This window comes from Pseudomonas sp. BIGb0381, from assembly GCF_024809815.1.
Lineage (GTDB): Bacteria > Pseudomonadota > Gammaproteobacteria > Pseudomonadales > Pseudomonadaceae > Aquipseudomonas.
Genome location: NZ_JANUEN010000012.1, coordinates 195,749 through 218,956, shown reverse-complemented (window position 1 = coordinate 218,956; position 23,208 = coordinate 195,749). Strand labels below are relative to the sequence as shown.

Below are 23,208 nucleotides of genomic sequence, written 5' to 3'. Positions count from 1 at the left end.
CCAGCCATCCGTTACCATCGCCGCAGTTTTTTAATCAGAGGCCAACATGTACATCTATCGATTGGTCCTGCTGCTGGTCGTCGGGATCTACCTGTTTTCCCCCGCCATCATGGATTGGTGGATCGACGCCACGGGCGCCTGGTATCGCCCCTATCTGCTGTGGCTGATCCTGATCGTCGTGACCTTCATCCTGCAGAGCCAAAAAGATGCCGATGAGCTTTAGCCTCACCCAGATGCTGCTGATCAGCGCTGCCTACCTGGCTGCACTGTTCGGCGTTGCCTGGATCAGTGAGCGCGGAATGATTCCGCGGGCGATCATTCGCCATCCGTTGACCTACACCTTGTCCTTGGGCGTCTACGCCAGTGCCTGGGCGTTTTATGGCACGGTGGGCCTGGCCTACCAGTATGGTTATGGCTTCCTCTCCAGCTACCTTGGCGTGTCCGGCGCCTTTCTGCTGGCGCCGGTATTGCTGTATCCGATCCTGAAAATCACCCGCACCTACCAACTGTCGTCCCTGGCCGACCTGTTTGCCTTTCGCTTTCGCAGCACCTGGGCCGGCGCACTGACCACCATTTTCATGCTGATCGGCGTGCTGCCCCTGCTGGCCCTGCAAATCCAGGCAGTGGCCGACTCCATCAGCATCCTGACCCGCGAGCCCGTGCAACACCGCGTCGCCCTGGCCTTCTGCGCGCTGATCTCACTGTTCACGATCTTCTTCGGGTCACGCCATATCGCCACCCGCGAGAAACACGAAGGGCTGGTATTTGCGATTGCGTTCGAGTCGGTGATCAAGCTGATCGCCATCGGCGGCGTTGGCCTCTACGCGCTCTATGGCGTGTTCGACGGCCCGCAACAGCTGGAACTGTGGCTGCTGCAAAACCAGACCGCCCTCGCCGCCCTGCACACCCCGTTGCAGGAAGGCCCATGGCGCACGCTGTTGCTGGTGTTCTTCGCCTCGGCGATCGTAATGCCGCACATGTACCACATGACCTTCACCGAGAACCTCAACCCGCGCTCGCTGGTCAGCGCCAGTTGGGGCTTGCCGTTGTTCCTGCTGCTGATGAGCCTCGCGGTGCCGCTGATCCTGTGGGCCGGCCTGAAACTGGGGGCTACCACCAATCCCGAGTATTTCACCCTGGGTATCGGTATCGCCGCCAATAGCCCAGCGTTGGCGCTGCTGGCTTACGTCGGCGGCTTATCTGCTGCCAGCGGGCTGATTATCGTCACGACGCTGGCCCTTTCGGGCATGGCCCTCAATCACCTGGTGCTACCGCTGTACCAGCCGCCCGCCGAAGGCAATATCTACCGCTGGCTGAAATGGACGCGACGCGCATTGATCGTCGCGATCATCACCGCCGGCTACGGGTTCTACCTGCTGCTCGGCGCCGGGCAAGACCTGGCCAACCTGGGCATCGTCGCCTTTGTCGCCACCTTGCAATTCCTGCCGGGAGTGTTGTCGGTGCTGTACTGGCCGACCGCCAATCGCCGCGGGTTTATCGCCGGGCTGCTGGCCGGGATCCTGGTATGGATCGTCACGATGCTGCTGCCGTTGGTCGGCAACCTGCAGGGTTTCTATATTCCGCTGCTGAACATGATCTATGTGCTGGACGACACCAGTTGGCACATGGCCGCGATTGCCTCGCTGGCCGCCAACGTTCTGATGTTCACCCTGATCTCACTGTTCACCAATGCCAGCGCGGAAGAGACCAGCGCCGCCGAGGCGTGCGCGGTGGATAACGTGCGTCGACCGCAACGCCGCGAACTGCACGCGGCCTCACCCCAGGAATTCGCCACACAACTGGCCAAGCCCCTCGGCGCCAAGGCGGCTCAGAAGGAAGTCGAGCAGGCGCTGCGCGATCTGTACCTGCCCTTCGACGAGCGCCGCCCCTACGCTCTGCGCCGCCTGCGCGACCGCATCGAAGCCAACCTGTCCGGCCTGATGGGCCCCAGCGTGTCCCAGGACATGGTGGAAACCTTCCTGCCGTACAAGGCCGGCGGCGAAAACTACGTCACCGAGGACATCCATTTCATCGAAAGCCGGCTGGAGGATTACCACTCACGCCTCACCGGCCTGGCGGCCGAACTCGACGCCCTGCGCCGTTACCATCGCCAGACCCTGCAGGAACTGCCGATGGGCGTGTGTTCCCTGGCCAAGGATCAGGAAATCCTGATGTGGAACAAGGCCATGGAAGAACTCACCGGCATCGCCGCGCAACGGGTGGTGGGCTCGCGCCTGAATACCCTGGGCGATCCGTGGAAAGAACTGCTCCAAGGTTTTATCAATTTGCCCGACGAGCATTTGCACAAGCAACACCTGGCCCTCGACGGCCAGACGCGCTGGCTCAACCTGCACAAAGCCGCGATCGATGAACCGCTGGCACCCGGTAACAGCGGCCTGGTGCTGCTGGTCGAAGACCTGACTGAAACCCAGATGCTCGAAGACAAGCTGGTGCACTCCGAGCGCCTGGCCAGCATTGGTCGCCTTGCAGCGGGCGTGGCCCACGAAATCGGCAACCCGATCACCGGTATCGCGTGCCTTGCGCAGAACCTGCGGGAAGAGCGGGAGGAGGACGGCGAAATCATCGAAATCAGCGGGCAGATCCTCGAACAGACCAAGCGCGTCTCGCGCATCGTGCAATCGCTGATGAGCTTTGCCCATGCCGGCGGCCATCAGAATCTGGATGAGGCCGTGTGCCTGGCCGAAGTGGCCCAGGATGCCATTGGGCTGCTCGCCTTGAACCGGCGCAATTTCGAAGTACAGTTCTTCAACTTGTGCGACCCCGACCATTGGGTCGACGGCGACTCACAACGCCTGGCCCAAGTGCTGATCAACCTGCTGTCCAACGCCCGCGATGCAACCCCGGCCGGTGGCGCAGTACGCGTCAAGACCGAGGCTTTCGAGCATACCGTCGATCTGATCGTCGAAGATGAAGGCAGCGGCATCCCACAGAACATCATGGACCGATTGTTCGAACCCTTTTTCACCACCAAGGACCCAGGTGAAGGCACCGGTCTGGGCCTTGCACTGGTCTATTCCATCGTTGAAGAGCATTATGGACAAATCACCATCGACAGCCCGGCTGACACCGAAAGCCAACGCGGCACCCGTATTCGGGTGACCCTGCCGCGTCATGTCGAAGCGACGTCCGCTGTGAACTGAGACCGTCGAGAGAATTGAATCAATGCCGCACATTTTGATCGTCGAAGACGAAACCATTATCCGCTCTGCCTTGCGTCGCCTGCTTGAACGTAATCAGTACCAGGTCAGCGAAGCCGGCTCGGTGCAGGAAGCACAAGAGCGTTTCAGCATCCCCACGTTCGACCTGATTGTCAGCGACCTGCGCCTGCCTGGCGCGCCGGGCACCGAGTTGATCAAGCTTGGCCAGGGCACTCCGGTGCTGATCATGACCAGCTACGCCAGCCTGCGCTCGGCGGTGGACTCCATGAAGATGGGCGCGGTGGACTACATCGCCAAGCCTTTCGACCACGATGAAATGCTCCAGGCCGTGGCCCGCATCCTGCGTGATCGCCAGTCAGCCATCAGCGTGCAGGCCGAACAACGTCCCGCCGGCAAAGCGACCAACGGCGCCGACAAACCGGGTGTCGACAACAGTAACGGCGAGATCGGCATCATCGGCTCCTGCCCGCCAATGCAGGATTTGTACAGCAAGATCCGTAAAGTCGCGCCGACCGACTCCAATGTATTGATCCAGGGCGAGTCAGGCACCGGTAAAGAACTGGTGGCCCGCGCCCTGCACAATTTGTCCAAGCGCGCCAAGGCACCGATGATTTCGGTGAACTGCGCAGCGATCCCCGAATCCCTGATTGAGTCCGAATTGTTCGGCCACGAAAAAGGCGCGTTTACCGGCGCCAGTGCCGGGCGTGCGGGCCTGGTGGAAGCGGCGGACGGCGGTACGCTGTTTCTTGATGAGATCGGCGAACTCCCACTCGAAGCACAGGCACGATTGCTGCGCGTGCTCCAGGAAGGCGAAATTCGCCGTGTGGGTTCAGTCCAATCGCAGAAGGTCGACGTGCGCTTGATCGCGGCAACCCACCGCGACCTCAAGAGCCTGGCCAAGATCGGCCAGTTCCGTGAAGACTTGTATTACCGCCTGCACGTAATTGCCCTCAAGCTGCCGGCCCTGCGTGAGCGCGGCGCCGACGTGAATGAGATCGCCAACGCATTCCTGCTGCGCCAGAGTGCACGTATCAACCGTACCGACCTGACGTTCGCGCCCGACGCCGAGCAGGCGATTCGGCATTACTCGTGGCCGGGTAACGTGCGAGAACTGGAGAATGCGGTCGAACGTGCGGTGATCCTGTCGGAGAGCCCGGAAATTTCTGCCGAACTGCTGGGTATCGATATCGAACTCAGCGACTTGGAGGATGACGACTTCATCGGCCTGGCCCCGACACCGGGCGGCGGTAGCAATACCAGCCATGAGCCGACGGAAGATTTGTCACTGGAAGACTACTTCCAGCATTTCGTCCTTGAGCATCAGGACCACATGACCGAGACCGAGCTGGCCCGCAAGCTGGGCGTGAGCCGTAAGTGCCTGTGGGAACGCCGCCAGCGCCTGGGCATTCCACGGCGCAAGACCGGGGTTGCCAGCGAAAGCTGAGGGCGGGCCCCCAGAGGTAACACCCTCAGATGTGAAAAAACTGTTACCGCGGATATTTCGCGTAACAAAAGCCGGGGCTTACGGTAACGAAGCCCCGGCTTTTTTTCGCCCGTCAAAAACCCAAAACCACCTCAACCCCCCGGTTTTACTGGGCGGAGCAAAAGTTGGCACGCACCCTGCTATATGCTTAGTACAAAAACAATAACAAGCTTTGTACAAGACAATAAAAATAAAACGAATCGACTCACGCATAACAAAAACAACACGGCGGAGGCGCAGCTAACTGATTCTTTTGGAGAGGCGTTGCATTTGGGGCTTGCCCCGCAACCAGGCCGAGAACAACAAAAACTGCCCTAAGGCAGAGCCTGAACTGGTTGGATCGTAGATCAGCAACACAGCGACCAAAGCAATCCGTTTGCTCTTAACTCCCGATTGGGAGTGTCATGAAGGTGAAGCTTCATGGCGAGGGCGATCAACAAAAACAAGAAGCCCGAAACCAATAATAAAAATAGAGCATGCAACTACTTCTGGGGGAGCTTCGGCTCCCCTTGTAGTTTCCAGGATTTGACGATTTAAGGCTTATGGTGCAACGCCGAAGCTTGTTCCTACACCATCCCCTGACTAAATGCTAGAATCCCCGCCCATCATGCGGTCATTCTTCGTTATGGCCGAACATTCCTTCAAACAGTGCATCCCATGCTGAAGAAGTTGTTCCAGTCATTCCGTTCTCCCTTGCGTCGTACGCAACACAAACGCAGCACGCCTGAAGTGCTCAACAGCAGCCAGCATTCGTTGCAGCGCGCTCAATTCAGCCGTTATGCGGTGAATATCGTCGAACGGTTGCAGAACGCCGGTTACCAGGCCTACCTGGTAGGTGGTTGTGTACGCGACATGCTGCTCAATATCACGCCCAAGGATTTCGACGTCGCCACCAGCGCCACGCCTGAGCAAGTGCGTGCCGAGTTTCGCAATGCGCGAATCATCGGCCGCCGCTTCAAGCTGGTGCACATCCACTTTGGTCGCGAAATCATCGAGGTCGCGACCTTCCGTGCCGGCCATCCGCAAAACGATGAAGAGGAAGACACCAATCAGTCTTCCCGCAACGAGAGCGGGCGCATCCTGCGCGACAACGTCTACGGCACCCTGGAAGAGGACGCGCAGCGCCGCGACTTCACCATCAATGCCCTCTATTACGATCCGGTCAGCGAACGCATCCTCGATTACGCCAATGGCGTACACGACATCCGCAATAACCTGATCCGCCTGATCGGCGACCCGACGCAGCGCTATCAGGAAGATCCGGTGCGCATGCTGCGAGCCGTGCGCTTCGCCGCCAAGCTCAACTTCGGTATCGAGAAACACACCGCCGCACCGATACGCGAGCTGGCACCGATGCTGCGGGAAATCCCATCCGCGCGTCTGTTCGAAGAAGTGCTCAAGCTGTTCCTCTCGGGCTACGCCGCCGACACGTTCGAAATGCTGGTCGACCTGCAGTTGTTCGACCCACTGTTCCCGGCCAGTGCCGAAGCACTGGAACACAACCCAACCTATACCCACACGTTGATCAGCGAAGCGCTGATCAACACCGACCTGCGCATCAAGCAGAACAAACCGGTAACACCGGCATTCCTGTTTGCCGCCCTGTTGTGGCCGGCCCTGCCCAAACGCGTACTGCGCCTGCAGGACCGTGGCATGCCGCCTATCCCGGCCATGCAGGAAGCCGCTCACGAGCTGATCGCCGAACAGTGCCAGCGCATCGCTATCCCGAAACGTTTCACCCTGCCGATCCGCGAGATCTGGGACATGCAGGAACGCCTGCCCCGCCGCAGCGGCAAGCGCGCCGACCTGCTGCTGGACAACCCACGCTTCCGCGCCGGTTACGACTTCCTGCTGCTGCGCGAAAGCGCCGGTGAGCAGACCGACGGCCTGGGCGAATGGTGGACCGACTATCAGGATGCCAATGACAGCCAACGCCGCGACATGATTCGCGACCTCGGCAGCAAGGGTGACGGCGAAGGGGCTGGTCCGAAAAAGCGTCGTCGCAGCGGCACCAAGCGCAAACGCAGTGCGGCGGATGCCTCTGGCGCTGCGGGCGAATAAACGTGGAACGCATCTACATCGGCATGGGGAGCAACCTGGCGGCCCCGGACCAGCAATTGCGCAGCGCTATCGAAGCGCTGGCGCAATTGCCAGACACCTGCGTCGCGGGTGTGTCCGCCTTTTACCAAAGTGATTCCCTGCTCCCGGGCCAACCGCGCTACACCAATGCGGTTGCCGCCCTGGACAGCAGCCTTGCGCCACTTGAGTTGCTGGATGCGCTGCAAGCCATCGAAAACGACCAAGGCCGCGAGCGCCTGGAACGTTGGGGCCCTCGCACCCTTGACCTGGACATTCTGCTGTTTGGCGATCGCCTGATCGACGAGCCGCGCCTGAAGGTGCCTCACTACCAGATGCACCTGCGTGCGTTTGTGCTGTATCCACTGGCCGAGCTGGCGCCTGCCGCATTGCAGTTGCCGGATGGCAAACGCCTCAGCGCCCTGCTTGAAGCCTGCCCGTTTGTCGGCCTGGAACGGCTCCCTGTTGCTGAATCGCGTCAGTAACAGCGGTAACACCGCCATCGTAACAATGCGGTAACACATCCAATTGACTTCCCGTGTCCTCCTCACGACTATAGGCGTCCCGCTGCCGCCAACCCGGCGCTGAAGGGCGCAATCCAGGCCTTATAAGCACTGCTCTCAAGACAGTGCGCCTGAATAAACGAAGACTCACGCGCGTAACTCGCTGTTTCCAAGCGCCTGAACGAGGACCCTTTTCATGCCAGACATTACCCTGACCACCTTGCAGAGCCTCAAGCTCAAAGGTGAAAAAATCACCATGCTGACCTGCTATGACGCCACCTTCGCCCACGCCAGTTGCCAGGCCGGGGTTGAAGTGTTGCTGGTGGGCGATTCACTGGGCATGGTCCTTCAAGGGAATGACAGCACCCTGCCCGTCACCACCGATGAACTGGCCTACCACACCGCCAGCGTCAAGCGCGGCAACGACGGCGCATTTATCATCGCCGACCTGCCTTTCATGGATTACGCCACCGTCGAGCAGACCTTCCTGAACGCCGGCAAACTGATGCGTGCCGGTGCGCACATGGTCAAAGTCGAGGGCGCCGTATGGCTCGCCGAGTCGATTCGCCTGCTGGCTGAACGCGGCGTGCCAGTCTGTGCACATATGGGCCTTACGCCACAGTCCGTGAACATCCTCGGCGGGTACAAGGTACAAGGCCGCAATGAAGCCCAGGCGCGCCAGATGCGTGCCGATGCCATCGCCCTGGAACAGGCGGGCGTTGCGATGATCCTGCTCGAATGCGTGCCCAGCGAACTCGCAGCAGAAATCACCCAGGCCGTTAAGGTGCCGGTGATCGGCATTGGTGCGGGCTCGGCCACCGACGGCCAGGTGCTGGTACTGCACGACATGCTCGGCCTGTCGATTACCGGCCGCGTGCCAAAGTTCGTGAAGAACTTCATGACTGGGCAGGACAGCATCCACGCCGCCTTGAGTGCCTACGTCGCCGAAGTCAAAGGCGTGACCTTCCCAGGCGCCGAACACGGATTCTCTGCATGAACACCGTAAAAACCGTACGCGAACTCAGAGCCGCCGTCGCCCACGCCCGCAAGGCAGGCAAACGCATCGGCTTCGTGCCCACCATGGGCAATCTGCACAGCGGCCATGCCAGCCTGGTCAGCAAGGCTGTGCAACAGGCGGACTTTGTCGTTGCGAGTATTTTCGTCAACCCGCTGCAATTTGGCGCCGGCGAAGACCTGGACAAGTACCCTCGCACCTTGGCCGCCGACCAGGAAAAGCTCTTGCAGGCCGGCTGCAACCTGCTGTTCGCGCCGACCGTCGAGGAGATGTACCCCGGCGGCATGACCGGCCAGACCCGCGTCAGCGTCCCGCAGTTGTCCGAAGGTTTGTGCGGCGCCAGCCGTCCCGGGCATTTCGAAGGTGTGGCGACGGTGGTCAGCAAATTGTTCAACATGGTCCAGCCGGACATGGCTGTATTTGGCCAGAAGGACTACCAGCAACTGGCCGTGATTCGCGCCATGGTCCATGACCTGAACATGCCGATCCAGATCATTGGCGAGCCCACCGTGCGCGCCGATGATGGCCTGGCATTGTCCTCGCGTAACGGTTTTCTCAGCGAAGAAGAACGTGCGATCGCACCGGTGCTGTACCGCAGCCTCAGCCAGATTGCCGCAGCCATCAAAAGCGGTGATCACGACTTCGCCAGACTGCGTGCCGAACAGGTGCAGCAGATAGAGGCGGCCGGGTTGCGCCTGGATTACCTCGAAGTGCGCCAGGGCGTGCACCTGCGGACCGCTACGGCGGAGGATCGGGATATCGTGATTCTGGTGGCAGCCTTTCTAGGCACGACCCGCCTGATCGACAACCTGCACCTGAACCTCGACTGCCCCCTCTGAACACCCCGCCGATTGCCCTGATCGCTGTGCCGGTATAAAAAAGTACCGGCCACAGCGCAGACAAAGCCAAGACATATCGACACGCTAGGTTTAATGTAATCGCCCTGCGCTATGGTTAGCGCTGTCTGGAACCCAATCCTTGAGATAAGACTGGATGTTCCGGGCTTTGAAGTGTCCTAAAGGCAGTCCCCGTAATAAAAGGAAACCCGCAGCGATGGCGTACTACCGCACCCCTCATGACGTTACCGCTCTGCCCGCCTGGCAAGCGCTCAATCAACATCGCCAAGCCATGCAGGATTTCAGCATGCGCGAAGCGTTCAATGCCGATCCCCAGCGCTTTTCCCAATTCACCTTGAGCAGCTGCGGACTTTTCCTCGATTACTCGAAAAACCTGATCACCAGCGAAACCCGCGACCTGCTGGTGGGCCTTGCCAAGGAAGTCAACCTTAAAGGCGCGATCGACGCACTGTACGCCGGCGAACCGGTCAACTCTTCCGAAGGCCGCCCTGCCCTGCACACCGCTCTGCGCCGCCCTGTGGGCGACAAGCTGTCGGTCAACGGCGTGAACATCATGCCGGACGTGCATAAAGTGCTGAACCAGATCACCGATCTGGTCGGCCGCATCCACGACGGCCTGTGGCGTGGCTACACCGAGAAGCCGATCACCGACGTGGTGAACATCGGCATCGGTGGCTCGTTCCTCGGCCCGGAGCTGGTCTCTGAAGCGCTGCTGTCCTACGCCCATAAAGGCGTGCGCTGCCACTACCTGGCGAATATCGATGGCAGTGAGTTCCACGAACTGACCATGAAGCTGCGCGCCGAGACCACGCTGTTTATCGTCTCGTCGAAATCCTTCAACACCCTGGAAACCCTGAAAAACGCCCAGGCCGCCCGCGCCTGGTACCTGGCTCAGGGTGGCTCGGAAGCCGAGCTGTACCGCCACTTTATCGCCGTGTCGAGCAACAACGCGGCCGCCGTGGCCTTCGGTATCCGCGAAGAAAACATCTTCCCGATGTGGGACTGGGTAGGTGGCCGTTATTCGTTGTGGTCTGCCATCGGCCTGCCAATCGCCCTGGCCATCGGCATGTCCAACTTCAAGGAACTGCTGTCCGGTGCCTACACCATGGACCAGCATTTCCAGAACGCACCGTTCGAACAGAACATGCCGGTGCTGCTGGGCCTGCTGGGCGTGTGGTACGGCAACTTCTGGGGTGCGCAGAGCCATGCGATCCTGCCGTACGACCACTACCTGCGTAACATCACCAAGCACTTGCAGCAGCTGGACATGGAATCCAACGGCAAAAGCGTGCGCCAGGACGGCAAACCGGTGTCCACAGACACCGGCCCAGTGATCTGGGGTGGCGTCGGCTGCAACGGCCAACATGCTTATCACCAGTTGCTGCACCAAGGTACCCAACTGATCCCGGCCGACTTCATCGTGCCGATCGTCAGCTTCAACCCGGTGTCCGACCACCATCAATGGCTGTACGCCAACTGCCTGTCCCAAAGCCAGGCACTGATGCTCGGCAAGACCCGCAGCGAAGCCGAAGCCGAGCTGCGCGACAAGGGCATCCCGGAAGACGAAGTGCAGAAGCTGGCACCGCACAAGGTGATCCCGGGCAACCGTCCGAGCAACACGCTCGTGGTTGAACGCATCAGCCCGCGTCGCTTGGGCGCCCTGGTTGCCATGTATGAACATAAAGTGTTCGTGCAAAGCGTGATCTGGGGCATCAACGCCTTCGACCAATGGGGCGTGGAGCTGGGCAAGGAGCTGGGCAAGGGCGTTTACAATCGCCTCACCGGCGCCGAAGAAACCTTGGCCGAAGACGCTTCGACCCAAGGCCTGATCAATTACTTCCGCGGTCGTCACCGCGGCTGATGCAGTACCGCAAGGCCAACGTCCGTTTGGACGTTGGCCTTGAACCCTCTCCATACAGGGTGCATCTTTATGACTTGTCGCAAAAACAAGAATAAGGATCGCTCATGTTCGATATCAGCACGTTTCCCACCGCCGATGCCGTCCGCCGGGCTGCGCAACTCAGTCAAGAGGACTACCAGCGCCTCTATCGCCAATCCGTCGAGCAGCCGGACACGTTCTGGGCCGAACAGGCCAAGGGCTTTCTCGACTGGATAACACCGTGGCACACCGTCCAGCAGTCAGACATCAAGAGCGGTACCGCCCAATGGTTTGCCGGTGGCCAGTTAAACGTCAGCTACAACTGCATCGACCGTCACCTGGCGCAACGCGCCGATCAGCCGGCCTTCATCTGGGAAGGTGATGATCCTGCAAAATCTTCCAAAATCACCTACCGCCAACTGCACCAAAATGTCTGCCGCCTGGCCAATGTGCTGAAAAGCCGCGGTGTGAAAAAAGGCGACCGGGTGTGTATCTACATGCCGATGATCCCGGAAGCGGCCTACGCCATGCTGGCTTGCACACGGATTGGCGCGGTGCACTCGGTGGTATTTGGCGGGTTCTCACCGGACGCCCTGCGCGACCGCATTCTGGACGCCGACTGCCGCACCGTGATCACTGCCGATGAAGGCGTGCGCGGTGGTAAGCCGGTGGCGTTGAAACAGAATGTCGACAAGGCCCTGGCGAGTTGCCCCAACGTTAGCTCGGTACTGGTCGTACAACGCACCGGCGCCCAAGTGAACTGGAGCGAAGGCCGCGACCTCAAGTATCAACAGGCTCTGGATGCGGCTAGCGAGGATTGCCCTCCCGAACCGATGGACGCGGAAGACCCGCTGTTTATCCTCTACACCTCCGGCAGCACCGGTAACCCCAAGGGCGTGCTGCACACCACGGGCGGCTACCTGCTCCAGGCGGCAATGACCTTCAAGTACGTACTCGATTACCGCGACGGTGAGGTGTTCTGGTGCACCGCCGATGTGGGTTGGGTCACCGGTCATAGTTACATCGTGTACGGGCCGCTGGCCAATGGCGCCACCTCGCTGATGTTCGAAGGTGTGCCGAGCTACCCGGACAGTTCGCGCTTCTGGCAGGTCATCGATAAACATCAGGTGAATATCTTCTATACCGCCCCCACCGCCTTGCGTGCATTGATGCGCGAGGGCCACGGCCCGCTGGAGACAACTTCCCGCGCCAGCCTGCGCCTGCTGGGCAGCGTCGGTGAGCCGATCAACCCGGAAGCCTGGGACTGGTACTTCAACGCGGTGGGCGAACAGCGTTGCCCTATAGTCGATACCTGGTGGCAGACCGAGACCGGCGGCATCATGCTCAGCCCGCTGGTCAGCGCCCAGCGCATCAAACCAGGTTGCGCCACCCAGCCGATGTTTGGCGTACAGCCCGTGCTGTTGGATGAACAAGGCAAGGTCATCAGTGGTGCCGGCAGCGGCGTACTGGCGATCAAGGCCAGTTGGCCGGGGCAGATTCGCAGCGTCTACGGCGATCCGCAGCGTATGGTCGACACCTATTTCAAACCCTACCCCGGCTACTATTTCACCGGTGACGGCGCGCGTCGCGATGAGGACGGCGACTACTGGATTACCGGGCGTATCGACGATGTGATCAACGTGTCCGGCCACCGTATCGGCACCGCCGAGGTAGAAAGTGCGCTGGTACTGCATGACCAGGTGGCCGAGGCCGCCGTGGTGGGTTACCCCCACGACGTCAAGGGCCAGGGCATCTATGCCTTCGTCACCCCCATGAATGGCGTCGAACCCAGCGATGCGCTGAAAAAACACCTGCTGGAACTGGTCAGCAAGGAAATAGGCAGCTTTGCCAAGCCCGAACTGATCCAATGGGCACCGGCCTTGCCGAAAACCCGATCCGGTAAGATCATGCGCCGGATTTTGCGCAAGATCGCTTGCAATGAACTGGATAGCCTGGGTGATACCTCGACCCTGGCCGACCCCAGCGTCGTCGACGGCCTGATCGACAAACGCCTGAACCGATAGGAAAACCCGAGTCGCCATGGAATTTATCCGCAGCCGTATCGAAACCCAGTTGATGAGCCTCACCGGCTTGTCACTGGGCCAACTGGACCTGGAAAACCCCAAGGGCGATCCAGGCCTGTTCGGGCCGGACTCGGTCAGCTGGCAAGTCCATGGCGACTTCAGCAGCATGCTCATCGGCGGCATCAGCGCTTTGATGCTGCAAGCCTTGCACCCATTGGCCCTGGCTGGCGTGTGGGACCATTCGAATTTTCGCCAGGACATGCTTGGGCGTTTGCGGCGGACCTCACAGTTCATTTCCGGCACCACGTTCGGCTCGCGCAAAGACGCCGACTGGCTGATCGAAAAAGTGCGCACCATTCACCTGCAGGTGGTTGGCCATACCCCGGACGGGAGGCCTTACGCGGCCAGCGATCCAGAGCTGCTGACCTGGGTGCATGTGGCGGAGGTGAGCAACTTTCTTGCTGCCCACTTGCGCTATCGCAACCCGCACCTCTCTGGCCGTGATCAGGACCGTTACTACAGCGAGATCGCCGTCGTCGCAGAACGGCTGGGCGCGCAGCATGTGCCGCATTCACGGCACGAAACTTCCGATTACCTTGAGAATATCCGCCCGCAATTGCTGTGCGACGAGCGCAGCCGCGAAGTGCTGCGCCTGTTGCTGAACGCTCCCTCCCCCAGCACGCTGGCCAAGCCATTTGGCGCCTTGATGATGCAAGCCGGGATCGACCTGCTGCCGGACTGGGCCAGCACACTGCTCGATCAGCACCAGAGCCCGCTGCAACGCCAGATGATCCGCGCCGGGGTCAAGCGCAGCGCGCCGTTGTTGCGCTGGGCGATGCGCAATGGTTCGGTGCAGCGTGCACACCGGCGGATGGGGTTGATGTAGGCAACGCGCCATAGCTGTTAAACTCCGCGCCTTTATTTCCCCCATTTACCTAAGCAAGGCGCGCTCCATGTTTCCCTTGAATCAGGCGCTGCGCGCCGCCCTCGATCATCGCCAAGACCTGATCAACGAGCTGCACGCCCAGGGCACCGACTGCTATCGGCTGTTCCATGGCAGCCAGGAAGGCGCCGGCGGCCTGACCATCGACCGCTATGGCCCACAGTTACTGGTGCAAAGCTTCCATCAGTCGCTGGAGACCGCCGACCTGCTGGACCTGCACCAAGTGATCAACCAGTACATGGGCCTCGAGTTGCTGCTGGTATACAACGACCGCTCCCGCGGCAACTCGCGTGTCGATCGCGAAGATTCGGTATACCGCGCAGAACCTGCCGCGCTGGAAGACCTGGTGGGCCACGAATGGGGCCTCAATTACCGTGTACGTGGGCGCCACGCTGGCCAGGACCCGCTGCTGTTCCTTGACCTGCGCAATACGCGCGGATGGGTCAAAGACCACAGCGCCGGCAAAAGCGTATTGAACCTGTTTGCCTACACCTGTGGGGTGGGCCTGAGCGCCGCTGCCGGTGGTGCGCGCGAGGTATGCAACCTGGACTTCGCCGAGGGCAACCTGGCGGTGGGACGTGAAAACGGTCGACTCAATCCACAGCTTCCCACCATGGAGTTCGTGCAATCGGATTACTTCCCGGCGATTCGCCAACTGGCCGGGCTGCCGATCACCCAACGTCGCGGGCAGAAACTGCCGAGCTACCCGCGCCTGGAGCAGCGTCAATATGACCTGGTGTTGCTCGACCCGCCTGCCTGGGCCAAGAGTGCCTTCGGTACGGTCGACCTGCTGCGTGACTACCAGAGCCTGCTCAAGCCTGCACTGCTCGCTACAGCCGACAATGGTGTGCTGATCTGCTGCAACAACCTGGCAAAAGTCAGCCTGGAGGATTGGCGTGAACAGGTTTTGCGTTGTGCGCAAAAGGCTGGGCGTCCGGTGCGGGACTGGAAAATCATGACGCCAGGCGCGGACTTTCCCTCACAGGACCACCAGCCACCGCTGAAGACTCTGATACTTCAACTGTAAGAAGCATCCTAAAGGCCCAGTTCTTCGGAACCGAAAACCCGTGCCATACTCCAAGGCACTCCTGTTTGACATAGATGGCGCCGCCCCATGCCCAAAGGATTGATTCGCGCCGCTGGCGCCTTGTTGACTGCCCTCGCGTTGTACAGCTTGCTGGGCTTTCTGATTTTGCCTGGCATCGCCCTTCGCATTGCCAACCAACAGTTGGCCAATTACGCCACAGTGCCAGCGCGCATCGAACGGATCGAACTTAACCCGTTCAGCCTGGAAGTAACGGTGTGGGGCTTGAAGATCGGCGAGCCCGGTAAGGAACAGGTAGGTTTCGAACGGCTTTACGCCAACCTGCAGGTCGATAGCCTGTGGACCCGCGCCCTGCACCTGGCTGATGTGCAACTGGACAAGCCCAAGACCGAGTTGTTGTTCGACAAATCAGGCCAGCTGAATCTGGCGCAGTTGTTCAAGCTGCCACCGAGCGAGCCTACCCCTGCTAACCCCGACGCCAAACCGTTCCCGCTGCGCGTCGACAGCATCAAGCTGGCCGGCGGTTACGTGCATTTTCAAGACTTGCGCCCCAGCGAACCTATCGAATTCCTCTACGACACGCTCGACTTCGAGCTGAAGAACCTCAGCACCCTGCCGGAAGACAATGCGGACATGACCTTGGTGGCCGCCGGCCCTGAAGGTGGGCAGATCGACTGGAAAGGCAACTTCAGCCTGGTGCCGATCACCTCCGAAGGTACGCTGAAGGTCACCGGTGGCAAGATGAAAGCCTGGTGGCCTTACGTGCGTGACGCCTTACCCCTGGTGCTGGAAGACGGCGTGCTCAACTTCAGTACCGAGTACAGGTTCAGCCTGGCCAAAGAGACCGAGCTGAACCTGACCAACACCGCCGCCAGCATCGCACCGTTCGCTATCAAGGCCCCGGATGGCCGGCCGTTGGTGCGCTTGGAGCGCTTGGACGTCAGCGAGACCACGGTGGACCTGGCCAAACAGCAGGTGGTGGTCGGCAAGATCCGCAGCAATAAACTCGAGACCTGGGCGGCTCGCGAAGCGGATGGGCAACTGGACTGGCAAAAACTGTTCGCCAGCCAGCCGAGCAAACCGGCCAAGGCGCCGGAGCCTGCCACTGCACCAGCCACGGCCGACTCGCCAAAGTCTGCACCCGTCGCCCCAAGTAAGCCCTGGCAAGTGCTGCTCAAGGATGTACAACTGCGCAACTACCAAGTGCACTTGGCCGACCGTCAGGCCAAACCAGCGGTAGCGCTGGAGCTGGGCCCGTTGAACATCGACGTGCAGAACTTCGACAGCCTCAACCAGAGCCCCTTTACCCTGAAGGTCGACACCGGCCTGGGCAAGCAGGGCAAGATCCAGGCGACCGGCACGGTCAACCTCAACCCGGTCAGCGCCAGGTTGAAGGTCAATACCAGGGACATCGACCTGCGAGTCGCACAGTCCTATATCAGCCCGTTTATCCGTCTGGAACTGCGTAGTGGCATGCTTGGCAGCGACCTCGACGTGAACCTGAAAAGCACCGATCCCCTGGCGCTGCAGGTCACCGGCCGCGCGCAGGTCGACCAGTTGCACACCCTGGACACCCTCAAGACCCGCGATTTCCTCAAATGGCAGCGGCTGGTGCTGGAGGGTGTGAACTACCAACACGGCGACAGCCTGACGATCAACAAGGTCAACCTTCTGCAACCGTATGCGCGGTTCATGATCAACGATGATCGCACCACCAACGTCGACGACTTGCTGATCCCGCAGCCAACCGACAGTGGCGCCAAATCGTCAGCCAAACCTGCCCCGAGTAAAGACAAGCCGCTGGGTATCCATATCGGGCAGATTGCGATCAACGACGGTTCGGCCAACTTCGCCGACTTCAGCCTCACCCCCAACTTCGCCACTGCGATCCAACAGCTCAATGGGCAGATCGGCACCATCGACAGTCGCCAGGCCAAGCCGGCGAGCGTTGACATCAAGGGCAAGGTGGACCGTTATGCACCGGTCACCATCAAAGGCAGCGTGAACCCGTTTGACCCGATGGCGGCGTTGGACATCGCCACCAGCTTCAAACGTGTCGAGTTGACCACGCTGACGCCTTACTCGGGCAAGTTCGCCGGCTTCCGCATCCGCAAGGGCCGCCTCAACCTTGACCTGCACTACGTGATCACCAAGGGCCAGTTGAAGGCTGAGAACAAAGTGGTGGTCGAGCAATTGCAACTGGGCGAAAAAGTCGACAGCGCCGATGCCGTGGACTTGCCGATTCGTCTGGCAATCGCCTTGCTCAAGGACAGCGATGGCAAGATCTCCATCGAACTGCCCGTATCCGGCGACCTGAATAACCCGCAATTCAGCGTGATGCCAATTGTGTGGCAAACCCTGCGCAATCTGGTGGTACGAGCGGCCACTGCGCCGTTCAAGTTTATTGGCGGGTTGGTCACCGGAGGCGGAGCGGAGGACCTGGGCAGCGTGTCGTTCGCGGCGGGCTCCAGCGAGTTGAACAAAGACGCCGAAGGCGCCCTGAACACCTTGGCCAAGGCGCTGAAAGAACGCCCTACTCTACGCCTGGAAATCGAAGGCACGGCCGCAGCTAGCAGCGACGGCCCATTCCTGGCGGCCCAGCGGCTGGAGCGGGAATACCAATACAACTACTACAAAATGCTGCAGCGCCGTGGCGAGAAAGTCCCGGCCCAGGCGTCCTTGCTGGAAGTCCCTGAGAGCGAAAAAGCACCCTTGCTCGAAGGTATTTACCGTACCCGCTTGAAACAGCAGCCTCCCGCAGAATGGAAGGACCTGAGCAGCAGTGAGCGCTCTGCCAAGTTGAAAGAGGGCGTCATCAGGTTCTGGAGTGGCAGTGACGTGCTGCTGCGCCAGTTGGGCCAGGACCGTGCAAGCACCATCAAGGACTACTTGGTAGATAAAGCGCAGCTGGAGGACGACCGGGTTTACTTCATTGACGCGCAACTGGGCCAGGCAGAGAAAGATGGTCGGGTGATAACGCAGATGCATCTGGACGCCGAGTAGGCGTCAACGCCAAGCCGCTACCGCACTGATTTCCCGCCCCAAATAGAACAGGCCCCGACACAGAAGTGCCGGAGCCTGTAATGACCACATCCGTGTGGTCGGTCGCATGAAAATTAGAGGTGCATTGAGTGGATATCTAACTCACTCGCCGCCGCCGCTAGTTCAGACGAGTTCTTGAGCGTTACTCTGCTTTCAGGCCATCGGCCGATACAGCTTTAACGCCTTTGATTTTCTTGGTGATGTTCACCGCGGTCGTTTTCTGTGCCTCAGTCACAGCGACCGAAGAGGACAGGGAAACTACACCCTTGTTGGTTTCGACTTTGATGTCGGTACCAGGAATGCCTTTCTCGGTTACCAGGTCAGCTTTGACTTTGGTGGTGATCCAGGTATCGGAGGTTGCGCCTTTGGCGTCAGCCGCTGCGCCTTTGGTCTTGTCGATGTTGTCTGCCTTGGTAGCGCCGCCAGCCAGCAGGCCGTCAGCAGAAACTGCGGTTACACCTTTGATTTTCTTGGTGATCGCTACGGCAGTTTCTTTCTGCGAGTCCGAAATGGCTGCGGTCGAAGACAGGGAAACCACACCTTTGTTGGTCTCAACCTTGATGTCCGACCCAGGAATGCCTTTTTCAGTCAGCAGATCGGATTTAACTTTGGTGGTGATCCAAGTATCCGAAACGCTTTCTTTCGCCTTGGTGGCCTCACCAGCCGCCAGGGTCATTGGAGCTTGGGAAGTCTGAGCAAAGGCCACGTTAGCACCCATGGCCAGGGTCAGAGCGGTGGCAGTAGCGAGAGCGAACTTCTTCATACGAGTAACTCCTGTTTTATTGAAAGTCTGCAGTGTGTGAACCTTGATGCTGCAGCGTTAACAGGGTTATTGCAGGCAGTGTGCCAAGTCTCGAACGCATATTAAATCCTTAAAAATCATGCACTTATAAAAATCCCCTAATTTCGGAATCGTGCAATTTGCATGAAGGCGATCGTGCCTGCGTGCAAGTTGCGGTTTCTTGGATTTACTAAGCGTCTGATTTTTCGACATTTTCCTTCAGGCATAAAAAAAGGACTCCGAAGAGTCCTCTTTTTCAGCGTGAAGCCTGGGGTAATTAAACGCCCGAAGCCTTGGCTGCTGCTACGTCCTTGATGGACAGCTTGATACGGCCGCGGTTGTCCACGTCCAATACCAGCACTTCCACTTCCTGGCCTTCTTTCAGAATGTCGGTCACTTTCTCAACGCGAGCGTCGCTCAGCATGGAGATGTGAACCAACCCGTCTTTGCCTGGCAGGATGTTGACGAATGCGCCGAAGTCGACGATGCGCTCAACCTTACCGACGTAGATCTTGCCGATCTCGGCTTCAGCGGTGATGCCCAGGACGCGCTGACGTGCAGCTTCTGCAGCTTCCTTGGTTTCGCCGAAGATCTTGATCGAGCCGTCGTCTTCGATGTCGATCGAAGCCTTGGTCTCTTCACAGATCGCACGAATGGTCGCGCCGCCTTTACCGATAACATCACGGATTTTGTCGGTGTCGATTTTCATCGCGATCATGGTCGGAGCATTTTCCGACAGTTCGGTACGGGACTGACCAATGATCTGGTTCATCTGACCGAGGATGTTCAGGCGCGCTTCCAGGGCTTGGCCCAGGGCGATTTCCATGATCTCTTCGGTGATGCCCTTGATCTTGATGTCCATCTGCAGCGCGGTAACACCTTTGGCGGTACCGGCTACTTTGAAGTCCATGTCGCCCAGGTGGTCTTCGTCACCCAGGATGTCGGTCAGGATGGCGAACTTCTCGCCTTCTTTAACCAGGCCCATGGCGATACCGGCCACCGGTGCCTTCATCGGCACACCAGCGTCCATCAGAGCCAGGGAAGCACCGCAGACCGAAGCCATGGAGCTGGAACCGTTGGACTCGGTGATTTCCGACACAACACGGATGGTGTACGGGAACACGTCAGCAGCAGGCAGCATGGCCTGGACCGAGCGACGGGCCAGACGGCCGTGACCGATTTCGCGACGACCGGCACCACCCATGCGACCACACTCGCCCACCGAGAACGGAGGGAAGTTGTAGTGCAGCATGAACGGGTCTTTTTTCTCGCCTTCCAGGGTATCCAGCAACTGTGCGTCACGGGCAGTACCCAGGGTCGCGACGACCAGGGCTTGGGTTTCGCCACGGGTGAACAGTGCCGAACCGTGAGTCTTCGGCAGAACGCCGACTTCGATGTTCAGCGGGCGTACGGTGCGAGTGTCGCGGCCGTCGATACGTGGCTTGCCGTTAACGATGTTTTCGCGAACGGTGCGGTATTCGATCTCACCGAAGGCTGCTTTGACTTCGCTGGAAGAAGGCTGGCCTTCTTCGCCGGAAAGCTTGGCAACAACCTGATCCTTCAGCTCACCCAGGCGAGCGTAACGATCGGCCTTGACGGTGATGGTGTAGGCGTCGGAGATCGCTGTGCCGAACTCGGAACGGATGGCGCCCAGCAGTTCGGTGGCTTCAGCTTGCGGAGCCCAGGCCCATGTAGGCTTGGCAGCTTCGGCAGCCAATTCTTTAACAGCGTTGATCACAACCTGGAACTCGTCGTGAGCAAACAGTACGGCGCCCAGCATCTGGTCTTCGGTCAGCTCTTTGGCTTCCGATTCAACCATCAACACGGCTTCCGAAGTACCGGCAACGACCATGTCCAGGCTCGACGCTTTCAGTTGCTCGTAAGTCGGGTTCAGCAGGTAACCGGTGCTTTCGTGGAAAGCAACGCGGGCTGCGCCGATCGGGCCATCGAAAGGAATACCGGAGATGGCCAGGGCAGCCGAGGTACCGATCATCGCAGCGACGTCCGGATCGGTCTTCTTGCTGGTGGAAACGACGGTGCAGACAACCTGCACTTCGTTCATGAAGCCTTCTGGGAACAGCGGACGGATCGGACGGTCGATCAGTCGGGAAGTCAGGGTTTCTTTCTCGGAAGGACGACCTTCACGCTTGAAGAAACCGCCAGGGATCTTACCGGCAGCGTAAGTCTTTTCCTGGTAGTGGACAGAAAGAGGGAAGAAGCCTTTGCTTGGGTCGGCGTGCTTGGCGCCAACAACGGTCACCAATACGGTAACGTCGTCGTCAACGGTAACCAGCACTGCGCCGGAGGCTTGACGGGCGATACGGCCTGTCTCGAGGGTAACGGTCGACTGACCGAACTGGAATTTTTTGATAACCGGGTTCACGGTGTCCTACCTTCTTTGTGGCTCTTGGGGAACTTGTCTTCTTGCGAAATTCTTGGGCAATGTCGGGAATCGGCCCAACCCTTGTCCAGGGGTAAAACGTGTATCCAGATAAAACTTGAGGCTGGGAGCCTACCATGGGCCAGTGGGAATCCCACTGACACACGGCAGACAACCAACCTCTAGCGCAATCGCTGATTAGCGACGCAGACCCAGGCGACCGATCAGAGCCTGATAACGACCCAGATCCTTGCCTTTCAGGTAGTCCAGCAGCTTACGGCGCTGGTTTACCATGCGGATCAGACCACGACGGGAGTGGTGATCTTTACCGTTGGCCTTGAAGTGACCTTGCAGCTTGTTGATGTTGTGGGTCAGCAGTGCAACTTGCACTTCTGGCGAACCAGTGTCACCAACAGCTTGCTGATAGTCAGCTACGATTTGTGCTTTTTCTTGAACGTCGAGAGCCATGAGGCAATCCTTTTTTCAGGAAACCACCCAAAGGGCAGTCTCAACAGGCCAGGGACAAATCCCTGTATCTAAAAATGAGTGTTGACCGTGCCTGTTAACAGCCACACTCGTTCGGTCATTCTGACCGAATCAGTCGACGTGGCGCGATGCGCCCGTCTTCGCTCACTTCACCGATACCGATAAAGCGACCGTTATGATCCTGTACCCGCACCATGCCGAACTTCGGGGCATCCGGGGCGCGTACCGGCTGACCGTTAAGCCAGTAGAACGCGCTGTGCTCCGAAAAGTGCAGCAATGGCCAATCCAGCAAACCGCTGTCCGATGGCATCAGGAAGCGATCAACCGCTTCGTTGCCGCCTTCAGCGTGTACCGCTTCCAACTCTTCCAGCGTGACCGTCTGGGCCAGGCTGAAAGGTCCTGCCTGGGTGCGTCGCAGCTCTGCAACATACGCGCCGCAACCGAGCTGTTCACCAATATCTTCCACCAGGGTACGGATATAGGTGCCTTTGCTGCAGTCCACGGCCAGACGTGCGGTGTCACCTTCACAGGCGAGCAATTCCAAGCGCGCAATAGTAACAGAACGCGGTTCGCGCTCCACTACTTCGCCCGCACGTGCCAACTTGTAAAGGGGTTGCCCATCACGCTTGAGAGCTGAGTACATCGGCGGTATCTGACTGATTTGCCCACGAAAAGCAGGTAAAGCAGCTTCGATATCAGCACGACCAACGGTCACGTCGCGAACCTGCAAAACATCACCTTCGGCGTCTGCCGTGGTGGTGGTCTTGCCCAGTTGCATCAGGGTTTCGTAACCCTTGTCGGAGTCGAGCAGGTATTGCGAGAACTTGGTGGCCTCGCCAAAGCACAACGGCAGTACGCCGGTGGCCAGGGGATCGAGGCTGCCGGTATGTCCGGCCTTCTCGGCATTGAGCAACCAGCGAACCTTCTGCAACGCGGCATTGGAGGTAAAGCCAATGGGCTTGTCGAGCAGAATGATGCCGCTGACGTTGCGACGGATACGTTTGACCTGAGCCACCGCTTACTCCTTGGCGTCTTCAGGTGTGGATGGGTGCTGGCTGTCTTCAGCCACGGCGCGCTCGATCAGTGCCGACAGGTGCGCGCCACGCACGACGCTTTCGTCGTAGTGGAAGTGCAACTGGGGCACGCTGCGCAACTTCATTTCACGGGCCAACTGCATGCGCAGGAAACCTGCGGCCGAGTTGAGCACCTTGATGCTTTGCGCGATTTCTTCGCTGTTGTCCTGCCCCATCACGGTGATGAAGATCTTCGCATGACCCACGTCACGACTCACTTCAACGGCAGTGATGGTGACCAGGCCAACGCGCGGGTCTTTAACTTCGCGACGGATCAGTTGGGCCAGCTCGCGCTGCATCTGATCGCCGATACGCTGGGTACGGCTGTATTCTTTTGCCATGTCTTGTTACCTGTTACTGCCACACGGTGGAAACCCATGGGGTCTGAAAGCGGCAAACGCCCGGCCTGACAAAAGCCAGACCGGGCGTTGCGTTTAGAGTC

The 23,208-nt window shown here is 59.4% G+C and carries 17 protein-coding genes; 12 read left to right on the top strand and 5 right to left on the bottom strand.

What is annotated here, in order from left to right:
- Positions 1–46 precede the first annotated feature (46 nt).
- The 12 genes from M2397_RS26550 (at position 47) to M2397_RS26495 (ending at position 18,007) form a co-directional block, all read left to right on the top strand.
- A complete protein-coding gene (locus M2397_RS26550; protein WP_003176118.1) occupies positions 47–223 on the top strand; it encodes a hypothetical protein in 177 nt (58 codons plus the stop codon).
- Positions 207–3,161, top strand: coding sequence for a sensor histidine kinase (locus M2397_RS26545; protein ID WP_167656473.1), 2,955 nt, complete (start codon positions 207–209; stop codon positions 3,159–3,161). Before M2397_RS26550 ends, M2397_RS26545 begins: the two co-directional genes overlap by 17 nt.
- A 22-nt stretch (positions 3,162–3,183) precedes the next feature.
- The gene (locus M2397_RS26540; RefSeq protein WP_131699416.1) at positions 3,184–4,623 is read left to right on the top strand and encodes a sigma-54 dependent transcriptional regulator; all 1,440 of its coding nucleotides are present in this window, start codon (positions 3,184–3,186) and stop codon (positions 4,621–4,623) included.
- 696 nt (positions 4,624–5,319) lie between these two features.
- Positions 5,320–6,723, top strand: a complete 1,404-nt coding sequence (locus M2397_RS26535) for a polynucleotide adenylyltransferase PcnB (RefSeq protein WP_131699415.1) — start codon at positions 5,320–5,322, stop codon at positions 6,721–6,723.
- A 2-nt stretch (positions 6,724–6,725) separates the two neighbouring features.
- A complete protein-coding gene (gene folK / locus M2397_RS26530; RefSeq protein ID WP_131699414.1) occupies positions 6,726–7,223 on the top strand; it encodes a 2-amino-4-hydroxy-6-hydroxymethyldihydropteridine diphosphokinase in 498 nt (165 codons plus the stop codon).
- A 214-nt stretch (positions 7,224–7,437) separates the two neighbouring features.
- A complete protein-coding gene (panB, locus tag M2397_RS26525; protein WP_145336547.1) occupies positions 7,438–8,238 on the top strand; it encodes a 3-methyl-2-oxobutanoate hydroxymethyltransferase in 801 nt (266 codons plus the stop codon).
- Positions 8,235–9,095 (top strand): pantoate--beta-alanine ligase, encoded by an 861-nt coding sequence (panC, locus tag M2397_RS26520; protein WP_145336549.1) that lies wholly within the window; start codon positions 8,235–8,237, stop codon positions 9,093–9,095. The genes panB and panC overlap by 4 nt, the downstream gene beginning before the upstream one ends.
- A 214-nt stretch (positions 9,096–9,309) precedes the next feature.
- Positions 9,310–10,974, top strand: coding sequence for a glucose-6-phosphate isomerase (gene pgi / locus M2397_RS26515; RefSeq protein WP_090399768.1), 1,665 nt, complete (start codon positions 9,310–9,312; stop codon positions 10,972–10,974).
- Between the two features lie 104 nt (positions 10,975–11,078).
- Positions 11,079–13,016 carry an acetate--CoA ligase gene (gene acs / locus M2397_RS26510; protein ID WP_259244750.1) on the top strand — a complete coding sequence of 646 codons (1,938 nt, stop codon included), beginning with the start codon at positions 11,079–11,081 and terminating at the stop codon, positions 13,014–13,016.
- A 16-nt stretch (positions 13,017–13,032) separates the two neighbouring features.
- Positions 13,033–13,902, top strand: coding sequence for an oxygenase MpaB family protein (locus M2397_RS26505; protein ID WP_259244749.1), 870 nt, complete (start codon positions 13,033–13,035; stop codon positions 13,900–13,902).
- Positions 13,903–13,969: 67 nt separating this feature from the next.
- Positions 13,970–14,986, top strand: a complete 1,017-nt coding sequence (locus tag M2397_RS26500) for a class I SAM-dependent rRNA methyltransferase (RefSeq protein ID WP_131699409.1) — start codon at positions 13,970–13,972, stop codon at positions 14,984–14,986.
- 87 nt (positions 14,987–15,073) lie between these two features.
- A complete protein-coding gene (locus M2397_RS26495) occupies positions 15,074–18,007 on the top strand; it encodes a DUF748 domain-containing protein (RefSeq protein ID WP_131699408.1) in 2,934 nt (977 codons plus the stop codon).
- A gap of 181 nt (positions 18,008–18,188) precedes the next feature.
- On the opposite strand, the gene M2397_RS26490 is transcribed toward M2397_RS26495, so the two are convergent.
- The 5 genes from M2397_RS26490 to rbfA all read right to left on the bottom strand — a co-directional run bounded on the left by M2397_RS26490 (position 18,189) and on the right by rbfA (position 23,107).
- Entirely contained in the window at positions 18,189–18,809 is a 621-nt protein-coding gene (locus tag M2397_RS26490) for a BON domain-containing protein (RefSeq protein ID WP_131699407.1), read from the bottom strand.
- Between the two features lie 295 nt (positions 18,810–19,104).
- Positions 19,105–21,210 (bottom strand): polyribonucleotide nucleotidyltransferase, encoded by a 2,106-nt coding sequence (gene pnp / locus M2397_RS26485; RefSeq protein ID WP_027605371.1) that lies wholly within the window; start codon positions 21,208–21,210, stop codon positions 19,105–19,107.
- Positions 21,211–21,405: 195 nt separating this feature from the next.
- Positions 21,406–21,675: a 30S ribosomal protein S15 gene (gene rpsO, locus M2397_RS26480; protein ID WP_003176135.1), complete on the bottom strand. Its 270-nt coding sequence runs from the start codon at positions 21,673–21,675 to the stop codon at positions 21,406–21,408.
- 115 nt (positions 21,676–21,790) lie between these two features.
- Positions 21,791–22,708 (bottom strand): tRNA pseudouridine(55) synthase TruB, encoded by a 918-nt coding sequence (gene truB, locus M2397_RS26475; protein WP_027605370.1) that lies wholly within the window; start codon positions 22,706–22,708, stop codon positions 21,791–21,793.
- Between the two features lie 3 nt (positions 22,709–22,711).
- Positions 22,712–23,107, bottom strand: a complete 396-nt coding sequence (rbfA, locus tag M2397_RS26470; RefSeq protein WP_003176137.1) for a 30S ribosome-binding factor RbfA — start codon at positions 23,105–23,107, stop codon at positions 22,712–22,714.
- Between the last annotated feature and the right edge of the window lie 101 nt (positions 23,108–23,208).

Excerpts from the sequence above, each read along its gene's own strand:
- rpsO (WP_003176135.1), bottom strand. The coding sequence starts at position 21,675 with ATGGCTCTCGACGTTCAAGAAAAAGCACAAATCGTAGCTGACTATCAG.
- M2397_RS26505 (WP_259244749.1), top strand. The coding sequence starts at position 13,033 with ATGGAATTTATCCGCAGCCGTATCGAAACCCAGTTGATGAGCCTCACC.
- M2397_RS26495 (WP_131699408.1), top strand. The coding sequence starts at position 15,074 with ATGCCCAAAGGATTGATTCGCGCCGCTGGCGCCTTGTTGACTGCCCTC.
- M2397_RS26545 (WP_167656473.1), top strand. The coding sequence starts at position 207 with ATGCCGATGAGCTTTAGCCTCACCCAGATGCTGCTGATCAGCGCTGCC.
- rbfA (WP_003176137.1), bottom strand. The coding sequence starts at position 23,107 with ATGGCAAAAGAATACAGCCGTACCCAGCGTATCGGCGATCAGATGCAG.
- M2397_RS26550 (WP_003176118.1), top strand. The coding sequence starts at position 47 with ATGTACATCTATCGATTGGTCCTGCTGCTGGTCGTCGGGATCTACCTG.
- pgi (WP_090399768.1), top strand. The coding sequence starts at position 9,310 with ATGGCGTACTACCGCACCCCTCATGACGTTACCGCTCTGCCCGCCTGG.
- M2397_RS26540 (WP_131699416.1), top strand. The coding sequence starts at position 3,184 with ATGCCGCACATTTTGATCGTCGAAGACGAAACCATTATCCGCTCTGCC.
- M2397_RS26500 (WP_131699409.1), top strand. The coding sequence starts at position 13,970 with ATGTTTCCCTTGAATCAGGCGCTGCGCGCCGCCCTCGATCATCGCCAA.
- acs (WP_259244750.1), top strand. The coding sequence starts at position 11,079 with ATGTTCGATATCAGCACGTTTCCCACCGCCGATGCCGTCCGCCGGGCT.
- panC (WP_145336549.1), top strand. The coding sequence starts at position 8,235 with ATGAACACCGTAAAAACCGTACGCGAACTCAGAGCCGCCGTCGCCCAC.
- M2397_RS26490 (WP_131699407.1), bottom strand. The coding sequence starts at position 18,809 with ATGAAGAAGTTCGCTCTCGCTACTGCCACCGCTCTGACCCTGGCCATG.
- M2397_RS26535 (WP_131699415.1), top strand. The coding sequence starts at position 5,320 with ATGCTGAAGAAGTTGTTCCAGTCATTCCGTTCTCCCTTGCGTCGTACG.
- panB (WP_145336547.1), top strand. The coding sequence starts at position 7,438 with ATGCCAGACATTACCCTGACCACCTTGCAGAGCCTCAAGCTCAAAGGT.